Annotated in this window: 11 protein-coding genes; 3 read left to right on the plus strand and 8 right to left on the minus strand. The window is 74.7% G+C overall.

From position 1 onward, the window contains the following. Positions 1 to 2: 2 nt before the first annotated feature. From ABT247_RS09285 to ABT247_RS09310, 6 genes are read right to left on the minus strand one after another with little or no spacing between them, the layout of a single operon-like run. Complete coding sequence (locus ABT247_RS09285; RefSeq protein WP_350740448.1) at positions 3 to 935, minus strand: nucleoside hydrolase; 933 nt, start codon at positions 933 to 935, stop codon at positions 3 to 5. Positions 936 to 948: 13 nt separating this feature from the next. Continuing rightward, complete coding sequence (locus ABT247_RS09290) at positions 949 to 2,031, minus strand: glycosyltransferase family 4 protein (RefSeq protein ID WP_350740450.1); 1,083 nt, start codon at positions 2,029 to 2,031, stop codon at positions 949 to 951. 5 nt (positions 2,032 to 2,036) lie between these two features. After that, positions 2,037 to 3,050: a formylglycine-generating enzyme family protein gene (locus ABT247_RS09295; protein ID WP_350740453.1), complete on the minus strand. Its 1,014-nt coding sequence runs from the start codon at positions 3,048 to 3,050 to the stop codon at positions 2,037 to 2,039. Then, positions 3,047 to 4,192, minus strand: a complete 1,146-nt coding sequence (gene ribD, locus ABT247_RS09300) for a bifunctional diaminohydroxyphosphoribosylaminopyrimidine deaminase/5-amino-6-(5-phosphoribosylamino)uracil reductase RibD (RefSeq protein WP_350740456.1) — start codon at positions 4,190 to 4,192, stop codon at positions 3,047 to 3,049. Before ribD ends, ABT247_RS09295 begins: the two co-directional genes overlap by 4 nt. Further along, positions 4,189 to 4,974: a GTP cyclohydrolase II RibA gene (ribA, locus tag ABT247_RS09305; RefSeq protein WP_502892416.1), complete on the minus strand. Its 786-nt coding sequence runs from the start codon at positions 4,972 to 4,974 to the stop codon at positions 4,189 to 4,191. The genes ribD and ribA overlap by 4 nt, the downstream gene beginning before the upstream one ends. A gap of 9 nt (positions 4,975 to 4,983) precedes the next feature. Continuing rightward, on the minus strand, positions 4,984 to 6,696 hold the full coding sequence (locus ABT247_RS09310; RefSeq protein WP_350740459.1) for a WD40 repeat domain-containing protein: 1,713 nt from the start codon (positions 6,694 to 6,696) through the stop codon (positions 4,984 to 4,986). Between the two features lie 670 nt (positions 6,697 to 7,366). On the opposite strand from ABT247_RS09310, the gene ABT247_RS09315 reads away from it, so the two are divergent. Both ABT247_RS09315 and ABT247_RS09320 read left to right on the plus strand, forming a co-directional pair. Next, positions 7,367 to 8,401, plus strand: a complete 1,035-nt coding sequence (locus ABT247_RS09315; RefSeq protein WP_350740463.1) for a questin oxidase family protein — start codon at positions 7,367 to 7,369, stop codon at positions 8,399 to 8,401. 174 nt (positions 8,402 to 8,575) lie between these two features. Further along, positions 8,576 to 10,243 (plus strand): alpha-amylase family glycosyl hydrolase, encoded by a 1,668-nt coding sequence (locus ABT247_RS09320; protein WP_350740466.1) that lies wholly within the window; start codon positions 8,576 to 8,578, stop codon positions 10,241 to 10,243. A gap of 93 nt (positions 10,244 to 10,336) precedes the next feature. Here the strand turns inward: ABT247_RS09320 and ABT247_RS09325 are convergent, their stop codons facing one another. Both ABT247_RS09325 and ABT247_RS09330 read right to left on the minus strand, forming a co-directional pair. After that, a complete protein-coding gene (locus tag ABT247_RS09325; RefSeq protein WP_350740469.1) occupies positions 10,337 to 11,050 on the minus strand; it encodes a ricin-type beta-trefoil lectin domain protein in 714 nt (237 codons plus the stop codon). A gap of 224 nt (positions 11,051 to 11,274) precedes the next feature. Further along, the gene (locus ABT247_RS09330; protein ID WP_350740472.1) at positions 11,275 to 12,615 is read right to left on the minus strand and encodes a diacylglycerol/lipid kinase family protein; all 1,341 of its coding nucleotides are present in this window, start codon (positions 12,613 to 12,615) and stop codon (positions 11,275 to 11,277) included. Positions 12,616 to 12,990: 375 nt separating this feature from the next. On the opposite strand from ABT247_RS09330, the gene ABT247_RS09335 reads away from it, so the two are divergent. Continuing rightward, positions 12,991 to 14,388 (plus strand): uracil-xanthine permease family protein, encoded by a 1,398-nt coding sequence (locus ABT247_RS09335; protein ID WP_350740475.1) that lies wholly within the window; start codon positions 12,991 to 12,993, stop codon positions 14,386 to 14,388. Positions 14,389 to 14,486 lie beyond the last annotated feature (98 nt).

Consider the following 14,486-nt stretch of genomic DNA (forward strand, 5'->3'; position numbering starts at 1 on the left):
TGTCAGCCCAGAGCGGTGAGCGCCTTCATGAAGACGTCCCAGAACCGCTCGGTGTCCAGGTGGGTGGCCACCTTGGCGTTGGGGGTGCGTCCGGTGACACCGTACAGGTCGATCACGGTGGCGCCGCGGGTGTACTCCCCGCGCAGTTCGATGGCGACGGGGGCGTCGACGCATTCGACGAGGGTGGGGTCCAGGACGCGGGCGATGGCGACGGGGTCGTGCAGCGGGGCGTCGGGCAGGTCCCAGATCTGGTCGTAGGTGCTGGAGCGGAAGCCCAGCAGGGAGGCGGAGACCTTGCTGATGTGGGTGCCGATGTCGAGGATGCGCTGCATGACCTCGGCGGTGACGGGGGCCTGGTGGGTGACGTTGAGGCCGCAGTAGGTGAGGGGGACGCCGCTGTGGAGGACTTCGTGGGCGGCTTCGGGGTCGACGAGGATGTTGTACTCGGCGTAGGGCTGGGTGTTGCCGCGGTGGGTGGCGCCGCCCATGCAGACGATCTCCTTGATCCTCGCCTTGTCCTCGGGGTGGCGGGCGAAGAGGCCGGCGATGTTGGTCTGGGGGCCGGTGACGACGAGGGTGACGGGTTCGGGGCTGTCGGCGAGGGTGTGGTGGATGAGGTCGACGGCGTGGTCGGGGTGGAGGGGGACCTCGGGTTCGGGGAAGTCCCAGCCGTCCAGGCCGGTTTCGCCGTGGACGTCGTCGCCGATCAGCAGGGTGCCGGTGAGGGGCTTGGGGTAGCCGGCGGCGACGGGGACGTCGAAGGCCTTGGCGAGGGAGCACATGCGGCGGGCGTTGAGGGCGGTCTTGGCGACGGTCTGGTTTCCGGCGCTGGTGGTGACGGCCTTGAGGTCGACGCGGGGGTCGCCGACGGCCAGCAGGATGGCCATGGCGTCGTCGTGGCCGGGGTCGCAGTCCAGGATGATGGGGGTGGGCACGGGGGCCTCCGGTTCAGGTGGTGGTGAGGGTGCGGTAGAGGGCGAGGTGGTGGCGCCCGGCGGTGGCGAAGGAGTGCCGCAGGTGCGCGGCGAGGGCCAGGTCGTCGGGGGTCGGGGCGGGGGCGTCCTGGGTGAGGGCGTGGCGCAGTGCGTCGGTCAGGGCGCGGGTGTCGCCGGCGGGCACGATGGCGGCGGCGGAGTAGCCGGCCAGCAGGGCCGGCAGGTTGCCGGAGTCGCTGGCGATGATGCGGCGGTGGCAGATGACGGCCTGGGCGACGGCGAGGGAGAAGGGTTCGCCGTGGGTGCCGCGGTCGATCGTCGGGTGGACGATGACGTCGGCGGCGCGGATGGCGGACCAGCTCTGGGCCGGGGTGTAGTGGGTGAAGTGGACGCGGCCCTTGTCGCGCCAGGTCCGGGCGCGGTGCAGGAGGGTGTCGGGGATGCCGGGGGGCCAGATCAGGTGGCGGGTGCCGGCGTGGACGAAGTGCAGGTCGCTGCCGTCGTCGAGGAGGGTGAGGGCGGCTTCCAGGCTGAGGTGGGAGCCCTTCCAGCGGGTCATGCGGCTGGGCTGCAGGACGGTGGGGCCGTCGGTGCCGGGCAGCGGGAAGGGTTCCTCGTCCAGGGGCAGGGCCAGGGGCAGGGTGTGGGTGGGCGCGGCGGGCAGGGCGCGGTGGACCTCGCCGGCCACGAACGGGGAGTGGGTGGCGATGGTGCCGGGCAGGGTGGCGAGGAAGGCCCACTGGGCGGGGTCGTCGTCGATGTTGTGCAGGTCGAAGACGAAGCGGGTGGGCCGGGCGCGGTGGCGCAGCCGGTCGACGACGGCGGTGACGACGTCGGGTTTGTGCCACTGGGGGTTGTGCCAGTGCACGATGTCGGCGTCGGCGAGGCGCTCGGCGAGGTCGGCGGTCAGCTCCGCGGTGGCGGGGTGGGCGATGTCCAGGGCCGGGTGGTGGGCGCAGCCCGGGGCGTCGGGGGTGCCGACGATCGCCGTCGCCTCGCAGGGCTGGTCGGCGAGTTGGCCGATGAGGGCGTGGAGGTGGGTCTCGACGCCGCCGGTGACCGGCGGGCCGGTCCAGTGGAGGTGGACGATGCGCACCGGGCTCAGTCCTTCCGGCCGGTGGGGTGGTCCTCGGCCAGGCGGAATCCCATCGCGTACAGCGAGCGGGGGTAGGGGCCGTGGCGGCGCTGGCAGCGGGCGAGGTCGCGGAAGCGGTTGAAGGCGCCGCCGCGGGCGATGCGGTACTCCCCCATCCTCAGGTAGAGGTCGTCCTGGACCAACTGGCCGCCGGGGTAGGGGCGGTAGGTGCTGCTGGTGTACTCCTCGACGTTGCCGGCCATGTCCAGGGCGCCGCACCAGGCGCGGCCGTGCGGGTGGACGCCGACGGGGCTGGTCATCAGCAGTCCGGATTCCAGGGTGTTGGCGGCGTCGGTGCGCCAGGTGTCGCCCCACGGGTAGCGGGGGCCTTCGGGTCCGCCGGCGGCGTACTCCCATTCCTGTTCGGTGGGCAGGCGGAAGCGGCGGCCGGTCCGGTGGGCGAGCCAGGCGGCGTAGGCGTCGGCGGACGCGGCGGTGACGGTGTGCACGGGGTGGTTGGCGGCGGCCGGGGCGAAGCGTCCGTAGCTCCAGTTGCTGGGCAGTTCGGGGTGGCCGGTGCTCTTGAGGAAGACGGCGTACTCGGCGTTGGTGACCGGGTAGCGGGCGATCCGGAAGGCGGGCAGGTCGACCGGGTGGCGCGGGCACTCCTTCTGGACCCAGGCGCGTTGGACGCCGAACTGCTGGGCGTCGCGGTGGAGTTCGTCGACGTCGTGGTCCGGGGTGCCGATCAGGGCGCGGCCGGCGGGCACGTCCGTCATGGCGGGGTCGTCCCAGCGGATGCGGGGGTCGCCGGCGAGGGCGAGGACGGTGGCGGCGGCGAGGCGGTGTTCGAGCGGCAGGGCGGGGTCCTCGGCGGTGGCGGCGAGGCGGGTGGTGTCGTGCGCGCCGACGTGGGTGAAGAACTCCAGGCGCTCGGCGCGGGGTTCGACGTATCCCTCGGGCAGGCCCATGGCGGCGCGGTCGGTGAGGGCGTTGATGTCGGCGTCGACCAGGTTGTGGTGCGCGATGTGGGAGGTCACGGGCTCTCCTTGGGCTGCGGCTCGAGTACGACGCGCACGTCCTCGCCGATCCGGCGGGCGCCGACGACGCGGAAGCCGGGGGCCTGGGCGCAGGTGGGGACGTCGAGTCCGCGCACCGCGGGCGCGCCGTCCGCTCCGAGCAGCCGGGGCGCGCTGTACCAGACGAGGCGGTCCACGAGGTGGTCGGCGAGCAGGGCGCCGGCCAGGGTGGCGCCGCCCTCGACGAGCAGGGAGCGGATGCCGCGGCGGTGGAGTTCGGTCAGGGCGGCGGGCAGGAAGCCCGGCCCGGCTTCGGTGGTGATCAGCTCGCACGCGCCGGGTGCGGTGCGCGGCGCCCGGCGGGGCGGTGCGTGGGTGGTGACGATCCAGGTGGGGGCGGCGGTGTCGGTGGCCAGGCGGCAGGTGGGCGGGGTGCGCAGCCGGCGGTCGAAGACGATGCGCACGGGCTGGCGGCGGCGGGTGCGGCCGGCCGGGTCGCGGGCGGTGAGGCGGGGGTCGTCGGCGAGGACGGTGGCGCTGCCGACGGCGACGGCGTCGACCCTGGTGCGCAGCAGGTGGGTGTCGCGGCGGGCGGGTGGGCCGGTGATCCAGCGGCTGGTGCCGTCGCGGGCGGCGATGCGCCCGTCGAGGGTGGTGGCGAGTTTGAGGGTGACGTGGGGGCGGTGGTGCAGGGCTGCGGTCAGCCAGGCGTGGTTGTCCTCGGCGGCGCGCTCCGCCAGGAGGCCGGCGCGTACGTCGAGGCCGGCCTCGCGCAGTCGTTCGGCGCCCTCGCCGGCGAGGGTGGGGTCGGCGACGGCGTAGACGACGTGCCGGATGCCGGCCTGGAGCAGGGCGCGGGTGCAGGGTCCGGTGCGGCCCTGGCGGCTGCACGGTTCCAGGGTGACCACGGCGGTGCCGCCGGCGGCCCGGGGGCCGGCGGCGCGCAGGGCGTGGATCTCGGCGTGCGCTCCGCCGGCCTGCTGGTGCCAGCCGTGGCCGGCCTCGCGGCCCCCTCGGTCGAGGATCACGGCGCCGACGACGGGGTTGGGCGAGGTGCGGCCGAGGCCGCGGCGGGCCAGGGCCAGGGCGCGGCGCATCGCGGCCCGTTCCTCGGGTGAGAAGGCCTGCGGGGGTGGGGGCGGCTGGGTGCGGTGGGGTGTCACCGGGCCCCCCGGGCGGGGGCGGGTAGGGGGTGGTGGGGCAGGCCGAGGGCGCCGAGGTGGCCCATCCGCTGGTCCTTGACCTCGAGGTAGCCCTCGTTGAAGGGGGTGCGGAAGCCGCCGAGCGGGACGCGGTCCTTGACCGTGATGCCCTGGGCGGTGAGCTGGTCGACCTTCTCGGGGTTGTTGGTCATCAGCCGCACCCCGGTGACGCCGAGTTGGCGCAGGCAGTCGGCGGCCATCGTGAAGTCGCGTCCTTCGGCGGGCAGGCCCAGGGCGAGGTTGGCGCTGATGGTGTCGTGCCCGGCCGACTGGAGGGCGTAGGCGCGGATCTTGTTGGCCAGGCCGATGCCGCGTCCTTCCTGGCGCAGCATGTAGACCAGGACGCCGTTGCGCGAGGCGATGATGGCCTCGACGGCGGCGGCCAGTTGGGGGCCGCAGTCGCACTTGGCGGAGCCGAGGACGTCGCCGGTGAAGCAGGCGCTGTGGATGCGCACGATGGGCGGGGCGTCGGATTCGCTGTGCGGGGCGATCGTGCGCAGGGTCACGACCTCCTCGGTGTCCTCCTGGCCGCCGGCGCCGATGTGGCCGAAGACGGTCAGCTGCATCAGGGTGGAGCCGACGGGGACGGGGGCGCTGGCCAGGCGCAGCACGGTGGCGCCGGGGGGTGCCTCGGTCGGCGCCTGGGCGGGGGTGGCGGCGGCGGTGGCGGGGCCGTCAAGGGCCGTGGTGGCGGCGGTGGCGGGGCCGCCGTTGGCGGTGGTGGTGTCGTCGGTGGCGGTCATGGCGCGCCCCTACCGCTGGGAGCGGGCGGTGGTGTCGGCGTCGATCTCGTAGACCCGGCCGTCGTAGGAGGAGGCGAGGAAGCGGCCGGGTGCGCCGGCGGGGGCGAGCGAGGAGATGCCGGCGACGGTGGGCCGCTGGTCGGTGAGCCAGGTGGCGGTGTCCGGGTCGTAGACGGCGACGCGGCCGTGGTAGCCGCCGGTGGCGATGGCGCCGGTGAGGGGGTCGACGGCGACGCACTTGATGCTGTTGCGGTGCGGGGTGGGCACGGCGGCCTGCTGTTCGCCGGCCGCGCTCCAGATCCGCAGGGTCAGGTCGCGTCCGACGCTGGCGAAGCGGCCGTCGGGCAGGGCGGCGGCGCCGTTGGCGATGCGGGCGTGGGCCTGTTCGTCGGCGGCGATCGGTTCCAGGGAGGGCAGCGTGTGCCAGGCGGCGGCGCCGGTGGCGCAGACGCTGAACAGGACGTCGCCGTGGACGGCGATGCCCTTGATGGCGTTGTCGTGGATGCGGTGGGTGCCGGTCGGCGCGAGGCCGGTGCCGGTGTCGTCGCGCAGGAGGAGGACCTCGCCGGTGTAGGTGCCGATGATCAGGGTGTCGCCGTCGGGGCCGTGGTGGACGGCGGCGCAGTTGAGCGGGGAGCGGTGCTGGTGCAGGGCGGCGCCGGTGGTGGCGTCGAAGACGGTGCCGAGCTGGCCGCCGCTGACGACGGTGGCGCCGATGGGGGTGACGAAGTTGCAGCAGCTGCCGAGTTCGGCGGTGATGCGGCCGTCGCGGCGCACGGTGCCGCTGTCGCCGACGGTGTAGCGGCCGGCGGCGGTGCGGGTGACGGCGTTGAGGCCGGGGGTGGGTTCGACGCCGGTGAGGTCCCAGCTGCCGTCCTTGCGGTCGAAGACGGCGTAGCCGGAGCCGAAGGTGCCGAACACCCAGCGGGTGTCGTCGAGTTTGGCGCAGGAGCGCAGCCACACGTCGGCGGGCACCTGGCTGGTGAGCAGGTGGGCGGGGTCGGCGCCGGGGGCCAGCTGCCACAGCCGCACGGTGCGGTCGTAGCTGGAGCTGAGCAGGACGTGGTGGTCGGCGTCGTAGGCGAGGCGCTTGATGCCGGCGTCGTGGACGTGGTGGCGGCGGGTGCCCCGGGGGTCGATCAGGATGAGTTCGCCCTCGTCGTTGCCGAGCGCGAAGCTGTCGGGGCCCAGCACGGCGACGGTGTCCGTCTCGATGTCGCCGAGGTCGATGGTGCTGAGCAGGGCGCCGGTGTCGGGGTTCCAGCGCCGTACGGTGCCGTCGTCGCTGGTGGTGACGAGTTCGGCGCCGCCGCGCACCCATTCGACGGACAGCACGTCCGCCTCGTGGCCTTCCAGGCGGTGCAGGAGGCGGCCGTCCAGGTCGTAGACGCGGGCGATGTGGTCGCGCGAGGCGGTGGCGACGCGGGTCTCGTCGGGTGAGACGACGGTCATCTCCACGTCGTCCTTGTGGTCGGTCAGGACGGTGATCAGGCGCAGGTCCGGCACGGACCACAGGCGGGCGGAGTAGTCGCTGCTGGAGGTGACCACGATGCGTCCGGAGGCGGAGAAGCGGCACTGGTTGGCGAGGTGGTCGTGGCGGGCTTCGGCGATCGCCGTGCGGGTGGCGGCGTCCCACAGGATGACGCGGTTGTCGTAGCCGGCGGTCACGACGAGGTCGCCGTGGGCGTCGATGCCGCTGATCGGCGAGGTGTGCTTGATCACGAGGGTCCCCTTTGGCTCGTTGGATCGCGGTGGCGCGGTCGGTCGCGGCGCGCGGGCGGGCGTGACGAGGCGCCCGGGTGGAGGCGCGGTGGGATCGACCTGGTGCGCGGAGTCCGGCCTGCTGCGGTGGGGTCGGGCCGGGGTGATGGGGCCAAGGTGGTGCTGGTCGGCCCGAAGTGGCGGCTCGGGCGGTGCGGGCGGCAAACGGGGCGCGACGGCCGGTCGCGCTGTCTGCCTGGGCGGTGGGGGCTCGACGCCGGCCGGAGGGTCGACGCGGGAACGCGGGAGGGCGGAACGCGGTGCGGCGAGGGTCACCGGAGCGCAGGCCGGCGGCGGGCGCCGTGGACCGGGCCAAGGAAGGACGCTAGTTACCGGTACATGCCAGCGTCAACATCGCGGCGGACATGTCCTGATCCCGACCGGCCGCCGCGGGCTCGGGGTGAAGGCCGATCAAGGCCGCCGTGAAAGCTCCCCCACGGACCGGAGGCCCTGGTTCAGCCCCCGCGCAGGTCCCGGCATGATCCGGACCTTGCGGAGGGTTCACATCCGGATGTGGAGCCCGGTGGCGCCGCCTCCGGTCAGCACACCGATCGAGCCAAACCGTGGACGCCGTGTTGCTGAAATGTCGTCACAACACCTTCGATGGAGGGGAATCCACCAAGGGGGTACGGTGAACGAACTGGACGGCGCACTGGAGTTCCTCGGCGACACGGGCCCCGAGTTCGGCCCCGGGGTCAGCAACCACGGCCCGATGGCCTCCGAGGCCCTCGCCCAGCTCGGGCACGCGGACGCGATCGCGGCCTGGGTCAGCTCCTACCGCAAGCTCCTCTACCAGGACACCTACGGCCACCTCGACACCATCACCGAGGACAACTGGCGCCCGGCGCTGGGCAACATGCGCCTGATGGGCGACTGGGCCGAGTTCTTCCGCCGCGAACTGGCCGACGCCCCCTGGACGGACGTGCTGGCCCGCTGGTGGCCGCGCCTGCTGCCCGGCTTCAGCGCCGGCGGCGGCCACGGCGTCATCCGCACCGGCCACGCGGTGCGGATGCTCGACGAGGCGCACACCCCGTGGCGGCTGGAGGAACTCGCCCGGGGCCTGGGCTACTGGGCCGCCCGCTACCAGGAACTCCCGCAGGACCCGGCCACCCCCCGCACCCGCGACCTCGCCCAGGCCTGGGCCGCGGTGCCCAAGCTGCGCAGCGACCAGGGCGACGGCATGATCTTCCGCATCCGGCTCGAAGCCCTGTGGCTCGAACCGGACTTCGCCCCCGCCGTGGACTCCCTGCGCCTCGAGGGCGACCCGGGCCAGGCGCTCAGCCGCCTGACCCGCACCACCGCCGCCAGCTACCTGACGGACGACCACGACCGGCCGATGGCCTTCGTCCACGCCCTCACCACCCCGGCCGCCGTGCGCCTGGTGCTGCCCCACCTGCCCGCCGAGCTGCACTGGCCCAGCGTCGCCGCCGCGGTGCGCTTCTGCGCCGCCATCCGCAGCGCCTACGGCACCGGGCGGCGCGAGCACCAGCCGTACGAGGCGGTCAAGGACTACGCCACGCTCGCCGAACGCGCCCTGGCCTCGGAGGACCCGCACGCCATCAAGTACGTGGAGGCCTGCCGGCGCGAGGACGCGCTCAGCCCGGACCCGGCCTACGGGGTGGCCGCGACGCACTGGGTGCGGCTCTGCGAGACCCAGTCGTACTGACCCGGCCCCCCGGGCGGCCGCCCCCGCCGACCGCGCGGGCCCACCGACCGACCGCATGGCGCCCGCCGACGGGGCCCGACGGGGCGGGGCCCACCGACGGCCCGCCGACGGGGCCGACCGGCCGGGTCCACCGATGGGGCCCGCCGAAGGAGCCCACCGACCAACGGACCGGTGATGGAACGTCTCTGGTGGCACGATGCCGTCATCTACCACGTCTACCCCCGCAGCTTCCTCGACACCGACGGCGACGGCGTGGGCGACCTGCCCGGCGTGCGCCGCCGCCTGCCCTACCTCGCGCGCCTCGGCGTGGACGCGCTGTGGCTCTCCCCGTTCTTCGCCTCGCCGATGGCCGACTTCGGCTACGACGTCAGCGACCACACCGCCGTCGACCCGCTCTTCGGCAGCCTCGCCGACTTCGACGAACTCCTCGACGCCGCCCACGGAAACGGCCTGCGCGTCCTCATCGACTACGTGCCCAACCACACCTCGGACCGCCACCGGTGGTTCCGGGACGCTCGCGCGGATCCGGCCGGCCCCCGGCGCGACTGGTACGTCTGGCGCGACCCCTCCCCCGGCGGCGGCCCCCCGAACAACTGGATCACCCTGTTCGGCGACAGCGCCTGGACCCGGGAGGAGGCGGGCGGCCAGTACTACCTCCACTCCTTCCTGCCGTCCATGCCCGACCTGAACTGGCGCAACCCCGCCGTCCAGGAGGCCATGTTCGACGTGGCCCGGTTCTGGCTCGACCGCGGCGTCGACGGCTTCCGGGTGGACTGCGCCCCGCTCATCGCCAAGGACCCGCTGCTGCGCGACAACCCGCCGGCCGCCACCGGGACGTCGGCCCACCACCGGGACCTGGGCGGCTTCGACAGCCAGCTCCACCTCCACGACCAGGGCCACCCCGACCTCCACCCCCGCTACCGCGACCTGCGCGCCCTGCTCGACTCCTACGGCGAACCGGGCGAGCGCATCGCCCTGGGCGAGGTCCACGAGTACGACTGGCCCGCCTGGAGCCGCTACTTCGGCCGCGACCTCGACGAGCTGAACCTGCCCATCAACTTCGGCCTGCTCGGCACCGACTGGCACCCCGAGGCGATCCGCACCACCGTCCGCGCGATCCTCGACGCCGTGCCCGCCGGGGCGGTGGTCACCTGGGTCATGGGCAGCCACGACGACCCGCGCGTCGCCTCCCGTGTCGGCCCCGCCCAGGCTGCCAACGCGATGCTGCTGCTCCTCACCCTGCCCGGCACCGCGATCCTCTACAACGGCGACGAACTCGGCATGCCCGACGCCGCCGTCCCGCCCGAGCGCATCCGCGACCCCTGGGGCCTGCGCACCCCCGCCCTCAGCCGCGACCACGCGCGCTCACCGATGCCCTGGTCACCCGACTCGCCGTCATGCGGCTTCACCTTCACGGGCGTCGAGCCGTGGCTGCCCCTCACCACTCCCCCGGGCGGCACGGTCCGCGACCAGGAGGCGGACCCCTCCTCGCTGCTGTCCCTCACCCGTGACCTGCTCGCCCTGCGCCGCGCCAGCGCCGCGCTGCACGGCGCCGGCCTCGCCTTCCTCGACTCCCCGCCCGGCGTCCTCGCCTACACCCGCTCCCCCGGCCCCGGGTCCCCGCCGGGCGCGGGCGGCGATCTGCTGGTCACCCTGAACCTCACCGACCAAGCCGTCCCGCTCGACCACCTCCTGCCGCCCCGGCCGTCCGGCGGGCCCTGGCGGCGCGTCTTCACCACCGCCCGCACGAGGGACGCCGCGCACACCGGCCAGGGCGCCCTGGCCCCCGCCGAGGGCGCGGTGTGGAGCGCCGGCGACGGCGGTGGACCGCACCGCACCTGAGCGCGGGTGCCGCCCCTTCTCACACCGGCCGGCGGGCCCGGCCTCCCCGGAGGCCGGACCCGCCGGGCGGCGGTCACGGGGGCGGCGGGGCCGTCAGGGGGTGAGGACCCACTTCTGGTTGGCCAGGCCGTTGCAGTCCCAGATGCCCAGCTGGGTGCGGTTGGCGGTGTTGAAGCCGAGCTCGTCCAGGCACTTGCCGGTCAGGACGTTCTTCAGCGAGCCGTCGGGCTGCGGGACCCACTTCTCGCCCGGGGAGCCGACGCAGTCGTAGATCTCGACCTTGGTGCCGTTGGGGCTGTCGGCGGCGCCCCACACCACGTTGAGACACATGCCCAGGGCGCGCACGGAGTTGTCCAGGCCCAGGGTCCACCACTGGGCGGGGGTGCCGTTGCAGTCGTAGATCTGCACCGGGGTGGCGACGTTGCTGCTGCCGTGCGCGACGTCCACGCACTTGCCGCCGTAGCCGACCAGGCGGCCCTGCTGGCCCTGCATGCCGATGACGGTCGGGCGGATGGTGTCGGTGGCGATGTCGCCCGGGCGGCAGACGGCGGTGGACGTGCCGTCGCCGACCACGGTGGAACCGTAGACCCAGTACGTGACCGGCTGGCCCTGGACGATGTAGAAGCAGACCACCTCGGCCCGCCACACCGTGCCGGCCGGCACGTTGCCGCAGCTGGCGGAGGCCATCCAGCCGCCGCGGCCGGTGGTGCAGTTCCCGGGGGTGTCGGCCTGCGCGACGGACGGCAGGACGGCGACACCCACCAGGGCGAGCAGGGCGGTGACTAAGGCGGCGAAGGTTCGGCGCATGCGAGGAGGACCCCTTCCGGTGGACGTGGACCGGCCGGTCGGGTGGAGCGTGTGGCCGGCGCCGCCCAGCCTGGGGCACGCCATGACGAGACGTCAACTGGCGTGAATGCCTTGTCCTGAATTCATTCACGCCAGCTGACGCCCGGGGGTGCCGGGGCCGGGGCTGTCCCGGGCCAGGGGCGGGGCAGGGCGGCTGCGGCGGCGGCGGTTCGGGGGGTGGGCGCTCAGGCCCGGGGGCGGGTGGTGGTGCGGCCGGCGGGGAAGGCCAGGCGCACCACGGTGCGCCACTCCAGGGCGCGGCTGCGGTCCTGGCGGGCCGGGTCGGCGCCCGGGCGGTGGCGCGGCACGCGCACCCGCAGGGAGCGGGTGGCCAGGGTGCAGACGACCGGTGTGGGCAGCATCAGCGCCTCGCCGTCGACGGCGACCGCGATCCGGGGGGCGTCGGCGCGCACCGTGACCCGGCGCGCCGACGCCACCGTCAGCCCGGTGGCCCGGGCGCCGCGCAGTGCCAGTTCGGCGGCCTGGGCGGCGCCGTCGACGCGCACGGCCAGGACGCCGAGCACGCCCCGGTCCAGGCGCGGACGGCGGCCCATGCTGATCGCGTCGGGCGCGGCGTAGGGGTTGTTGCTGACCAGCAGTGCCTGCGGGTTGTCGAGGCGGTGGTCGCCGGCCTCGGCGCTCAGGTGCGGGCCGTTCGCGCCGAGCAGCAGGTCCGGGAGGGTGTCCAGGGCGGTGGCGGTCTTGGCGTCGCGGTACTGGGGGCTCTGCACGATCTCGGCGTAGGCGCCGAAGGAGACGGTGTTGACGAAGGGGCGATCGCCCACCAGGCCGAGGTCCACGTGCAGTTCGACGCCGTCGCGCAGTGCGTCCAGGCAGGTGGAGGGGTCGTCGCGGTCGAGGCCGAGGTCCATCGCGAAGTGGTTGCGGGTGCCGGCGGAGACCACCAGGAACGGCAGGCCCGCCTCGGCCGCGACGGCGGCGACCAGCGCCTGGGTGCCGTCGCCGCCCGCCACGCCGAGCAGGTCGGCGCCCTCGGCGACGGCCCGGCGGGCCAGCTCGCCCACGTCCTGCGGGACGGAGGTGTCCAGCAGGATCACCCGGGCGCCCAACTCCTCGGCCCTGCGGACCAGGTGGAAGCGCCCGACCTTCCCGCCGCCGGACTTCGGGTTCATGATCAGGACCGGTCGGCGGGGCGCCGGCGCCTCCCGCTCGGGCATCGGCCGGGGCGGGCGGGCCGCCGCCAGCGCGGAGCGGGCCAGGGCCAGGGCGGCCAGCCACAGGAAGAGCGCCAGCGTCACCGGCAGCAGCACCTCGGCGACGACCGCCAGCGCCAGCGCCCCGAGCGGTCCGGCGACCGCGAGCACCGCGCCGGCCCACCGGGCCACCCCGCGGTGGGACAGCGCCCACCACCCGCCGACGGCCACCAGCACCAGGGCGAGGGCCTCGGCGAGCAGCACCAGCAGCCCGTGCAGGCCGGTGAAGGCGAGGACGACGAGCGCGGCCAGCGCGCACAGCAGCGCGATCCGCGCGAGGTTGCGCGGGCCGCGGCCCTGCGCCGTGGTCATCGGCTCCCCGTCTCGTCCGCTCTTCGCCACCGTCCCGCCTCCCCTTCTCCCGCGCCGGGGCCGCGCTGTCCCGGCCGCGGCGGGCGGGCAGCGCCGGGTGCCGCGGCCGGGGTGCGCGGTGCCCGCGGCGGGGCGCCGTCCGTCCGTCCGGGTCACGGTAACCGGCGCGGGGCGGCGCCCGCGTGTCGCTCGGGCGCGACGCGCGGGCGCGGGCGGGGACCGGCGGGGCGGGCGAGCGGTCGGGGCGAGTGGGCAGGTCAGGCGCGGGGCCGGATGCGCGCGCGAGGGCGGGCGGCCACCAGAATGGTGCGGACAGTTGCTCCCGGTACAGCGTCGTACGGAGCTCGACGTTCCACAGAAAGCGAAAACCCCACCATGGATCTCGGCGTGCGCTGGAAGCTGCACGGTGACGGGCGCACGCCCGCGCCGGGGGCGGTCGTCCGCCCCGACGAACGGCTCTCCTGGCCCCGCACGGTAGGGCTCGGCGCCCAGCACGTGGTGGCCATGTTCGGCGCGAGCTTCGTGGCGCCGGTGCTGATGGGGCTGGACCCCAACCTGGCGATCATGATGTCCGGCGTCGCGACCGTGATCTTCCTGCTGGCCACCCGCGGCCGGGTGCCCAGCTACCTCGGCTGCTCGCTGTCCTTCGTCGGGGTCGCCGCGGTGATCCGGGCCCAGGGCGGCACCAGCGCGACGGTCACCGGCGCGGTGCTCGTGGTCGGGGCGGCGCTGTTCCTGGTGGGCGTGGCGGTGCAGTACTTCGGGGCGCGGATCATCCACGCGGTGATGCCGCCGATCGTCACCGGCGCCGTCGTCATGCTGATCGGCTTCAACCTCGCCCCGGTGACCGCCTCGACGTACTGGCCGCAGGACCAGTGGACGGCGCTGCTGGTGATGCTGTTCACCGGGCTCGCGGTGGTGTGCCTGCGCGGCTTCTGGTCACGGGTGGCGATCTTCCTGGGGCTGGTCTTCGGGTACGGGATCTCCTGGGTCTTCGACCGGGTCTTCGGGAAGATCCACTCGGTGGACGCCGGCGGGCACCTGACCGACCACTGGCGCCTGGACCTGTCGGGCGTCGGCACGGCGGACTGGATCGGCCTGCCCGCCTTCCACGGCCCCTCCTTCCAGTGGTCCGCGGTGCTGGTGGCGCTGCCGGTGGTGATCGCGCTGGTCGCCGAGAACGCCGGGCACGTCAAGGCGGTCGGCGAGATGACGGGCAGCAACCTGGACGACAAGCTGGGCACCGCGATCTCGGCCGACGGCATCGGTTCCATGCTCTCCACCGCGCTCGGCGGCCCGCCCAACACCACGTACTCCGAGAACATCGGCGTGATGGCCGCCACCCGCGTCTACTCCACCGCCGCCTACTGGGCCGCGGCCGGCTTCGCCCTGCTGTTCGGGGTGTGCCCGAAGTTCGGCGCCGTGGTAGCCGCGATCCCCGGCGGGGTGCTGGGCGGCATCACCGTCATCCTCTACGGCATGATCGGCCTGCTCGGCGCGCAGATCTGGATCAAGTCCGGGGTGGACCTGCGCAACCCGCTGAACCTGGTGCCGGCCGCCGCGGGCATCATCATCGGCATCGGCAACGTGACGATGAAGTTCACCGACACCTTCACCCTCAGCGGCATCGCGCTCGGCACCCTGGTCGTCATCACCGGCTACCACGCCCTGCGGGCACTGGCCCCGGCGCACCTGAGGACCCAGGAGCCGCTGCTGGACGAGGGCACCTCCTCCTACGACGAGGGGGCCGGGGAGAGCCGGCAGCGCCCGTAGCCCGGCGGCGGCCACGGCCCGGGGGCCCCGCCGCGGCGGCGCCCGCGCCCCCGCGGCCCGCGCGGCGGTGGTGGACCCGCCCACCCCCCAACCCCGGG

Source organism: Kitasatospora sp. NPDC001539 (assembly GCF_040298565.1).
GTDB lineage: Bacteria > Actinomycetota > Actinomycetes > Streptomycetales > Streptomycetaceae > Kitasatospora.

Bases quoted from the DNA above. Each gene is read 5' to 3' on its own strand.
- ABT247_RS09320 (WP_350740466.1), top strand. From the start codon at position 8,576: ATGGAACGTCTCTGGTGGCACGATGCCGTCATCTACCACGTCTACCCC.
- ABT247_RS09335 (WP_350740475.1), top strand. From the start codon at position 12,991: ATGGATCTCGGCGTGCGCTGGAAGCTGCACGGTGACGGGCGCACGCCC.
- ABT247_RS09325 (WP_350740469.1), bottom strand. From the start codon at position 11,050: ATGCGCCGAACCTTCGCCGCCTTAGTCACCGCCCTGCTCGCCCTGGTG.
- ABT247_RS09330 (WP_350740472.1), bottom strand. From the start codon at position 12,615: ATGACCACGGCGCAGGGCCGCGGCCCGCGCAACCTCGCGCGGATCGCG.
- ribA (WP_502892416.1), bottom strand. From the start codon at position 4,974: ATGACCGCCACCGACGACACCACCACCGCCAACGGCGGCCCCGCCACC.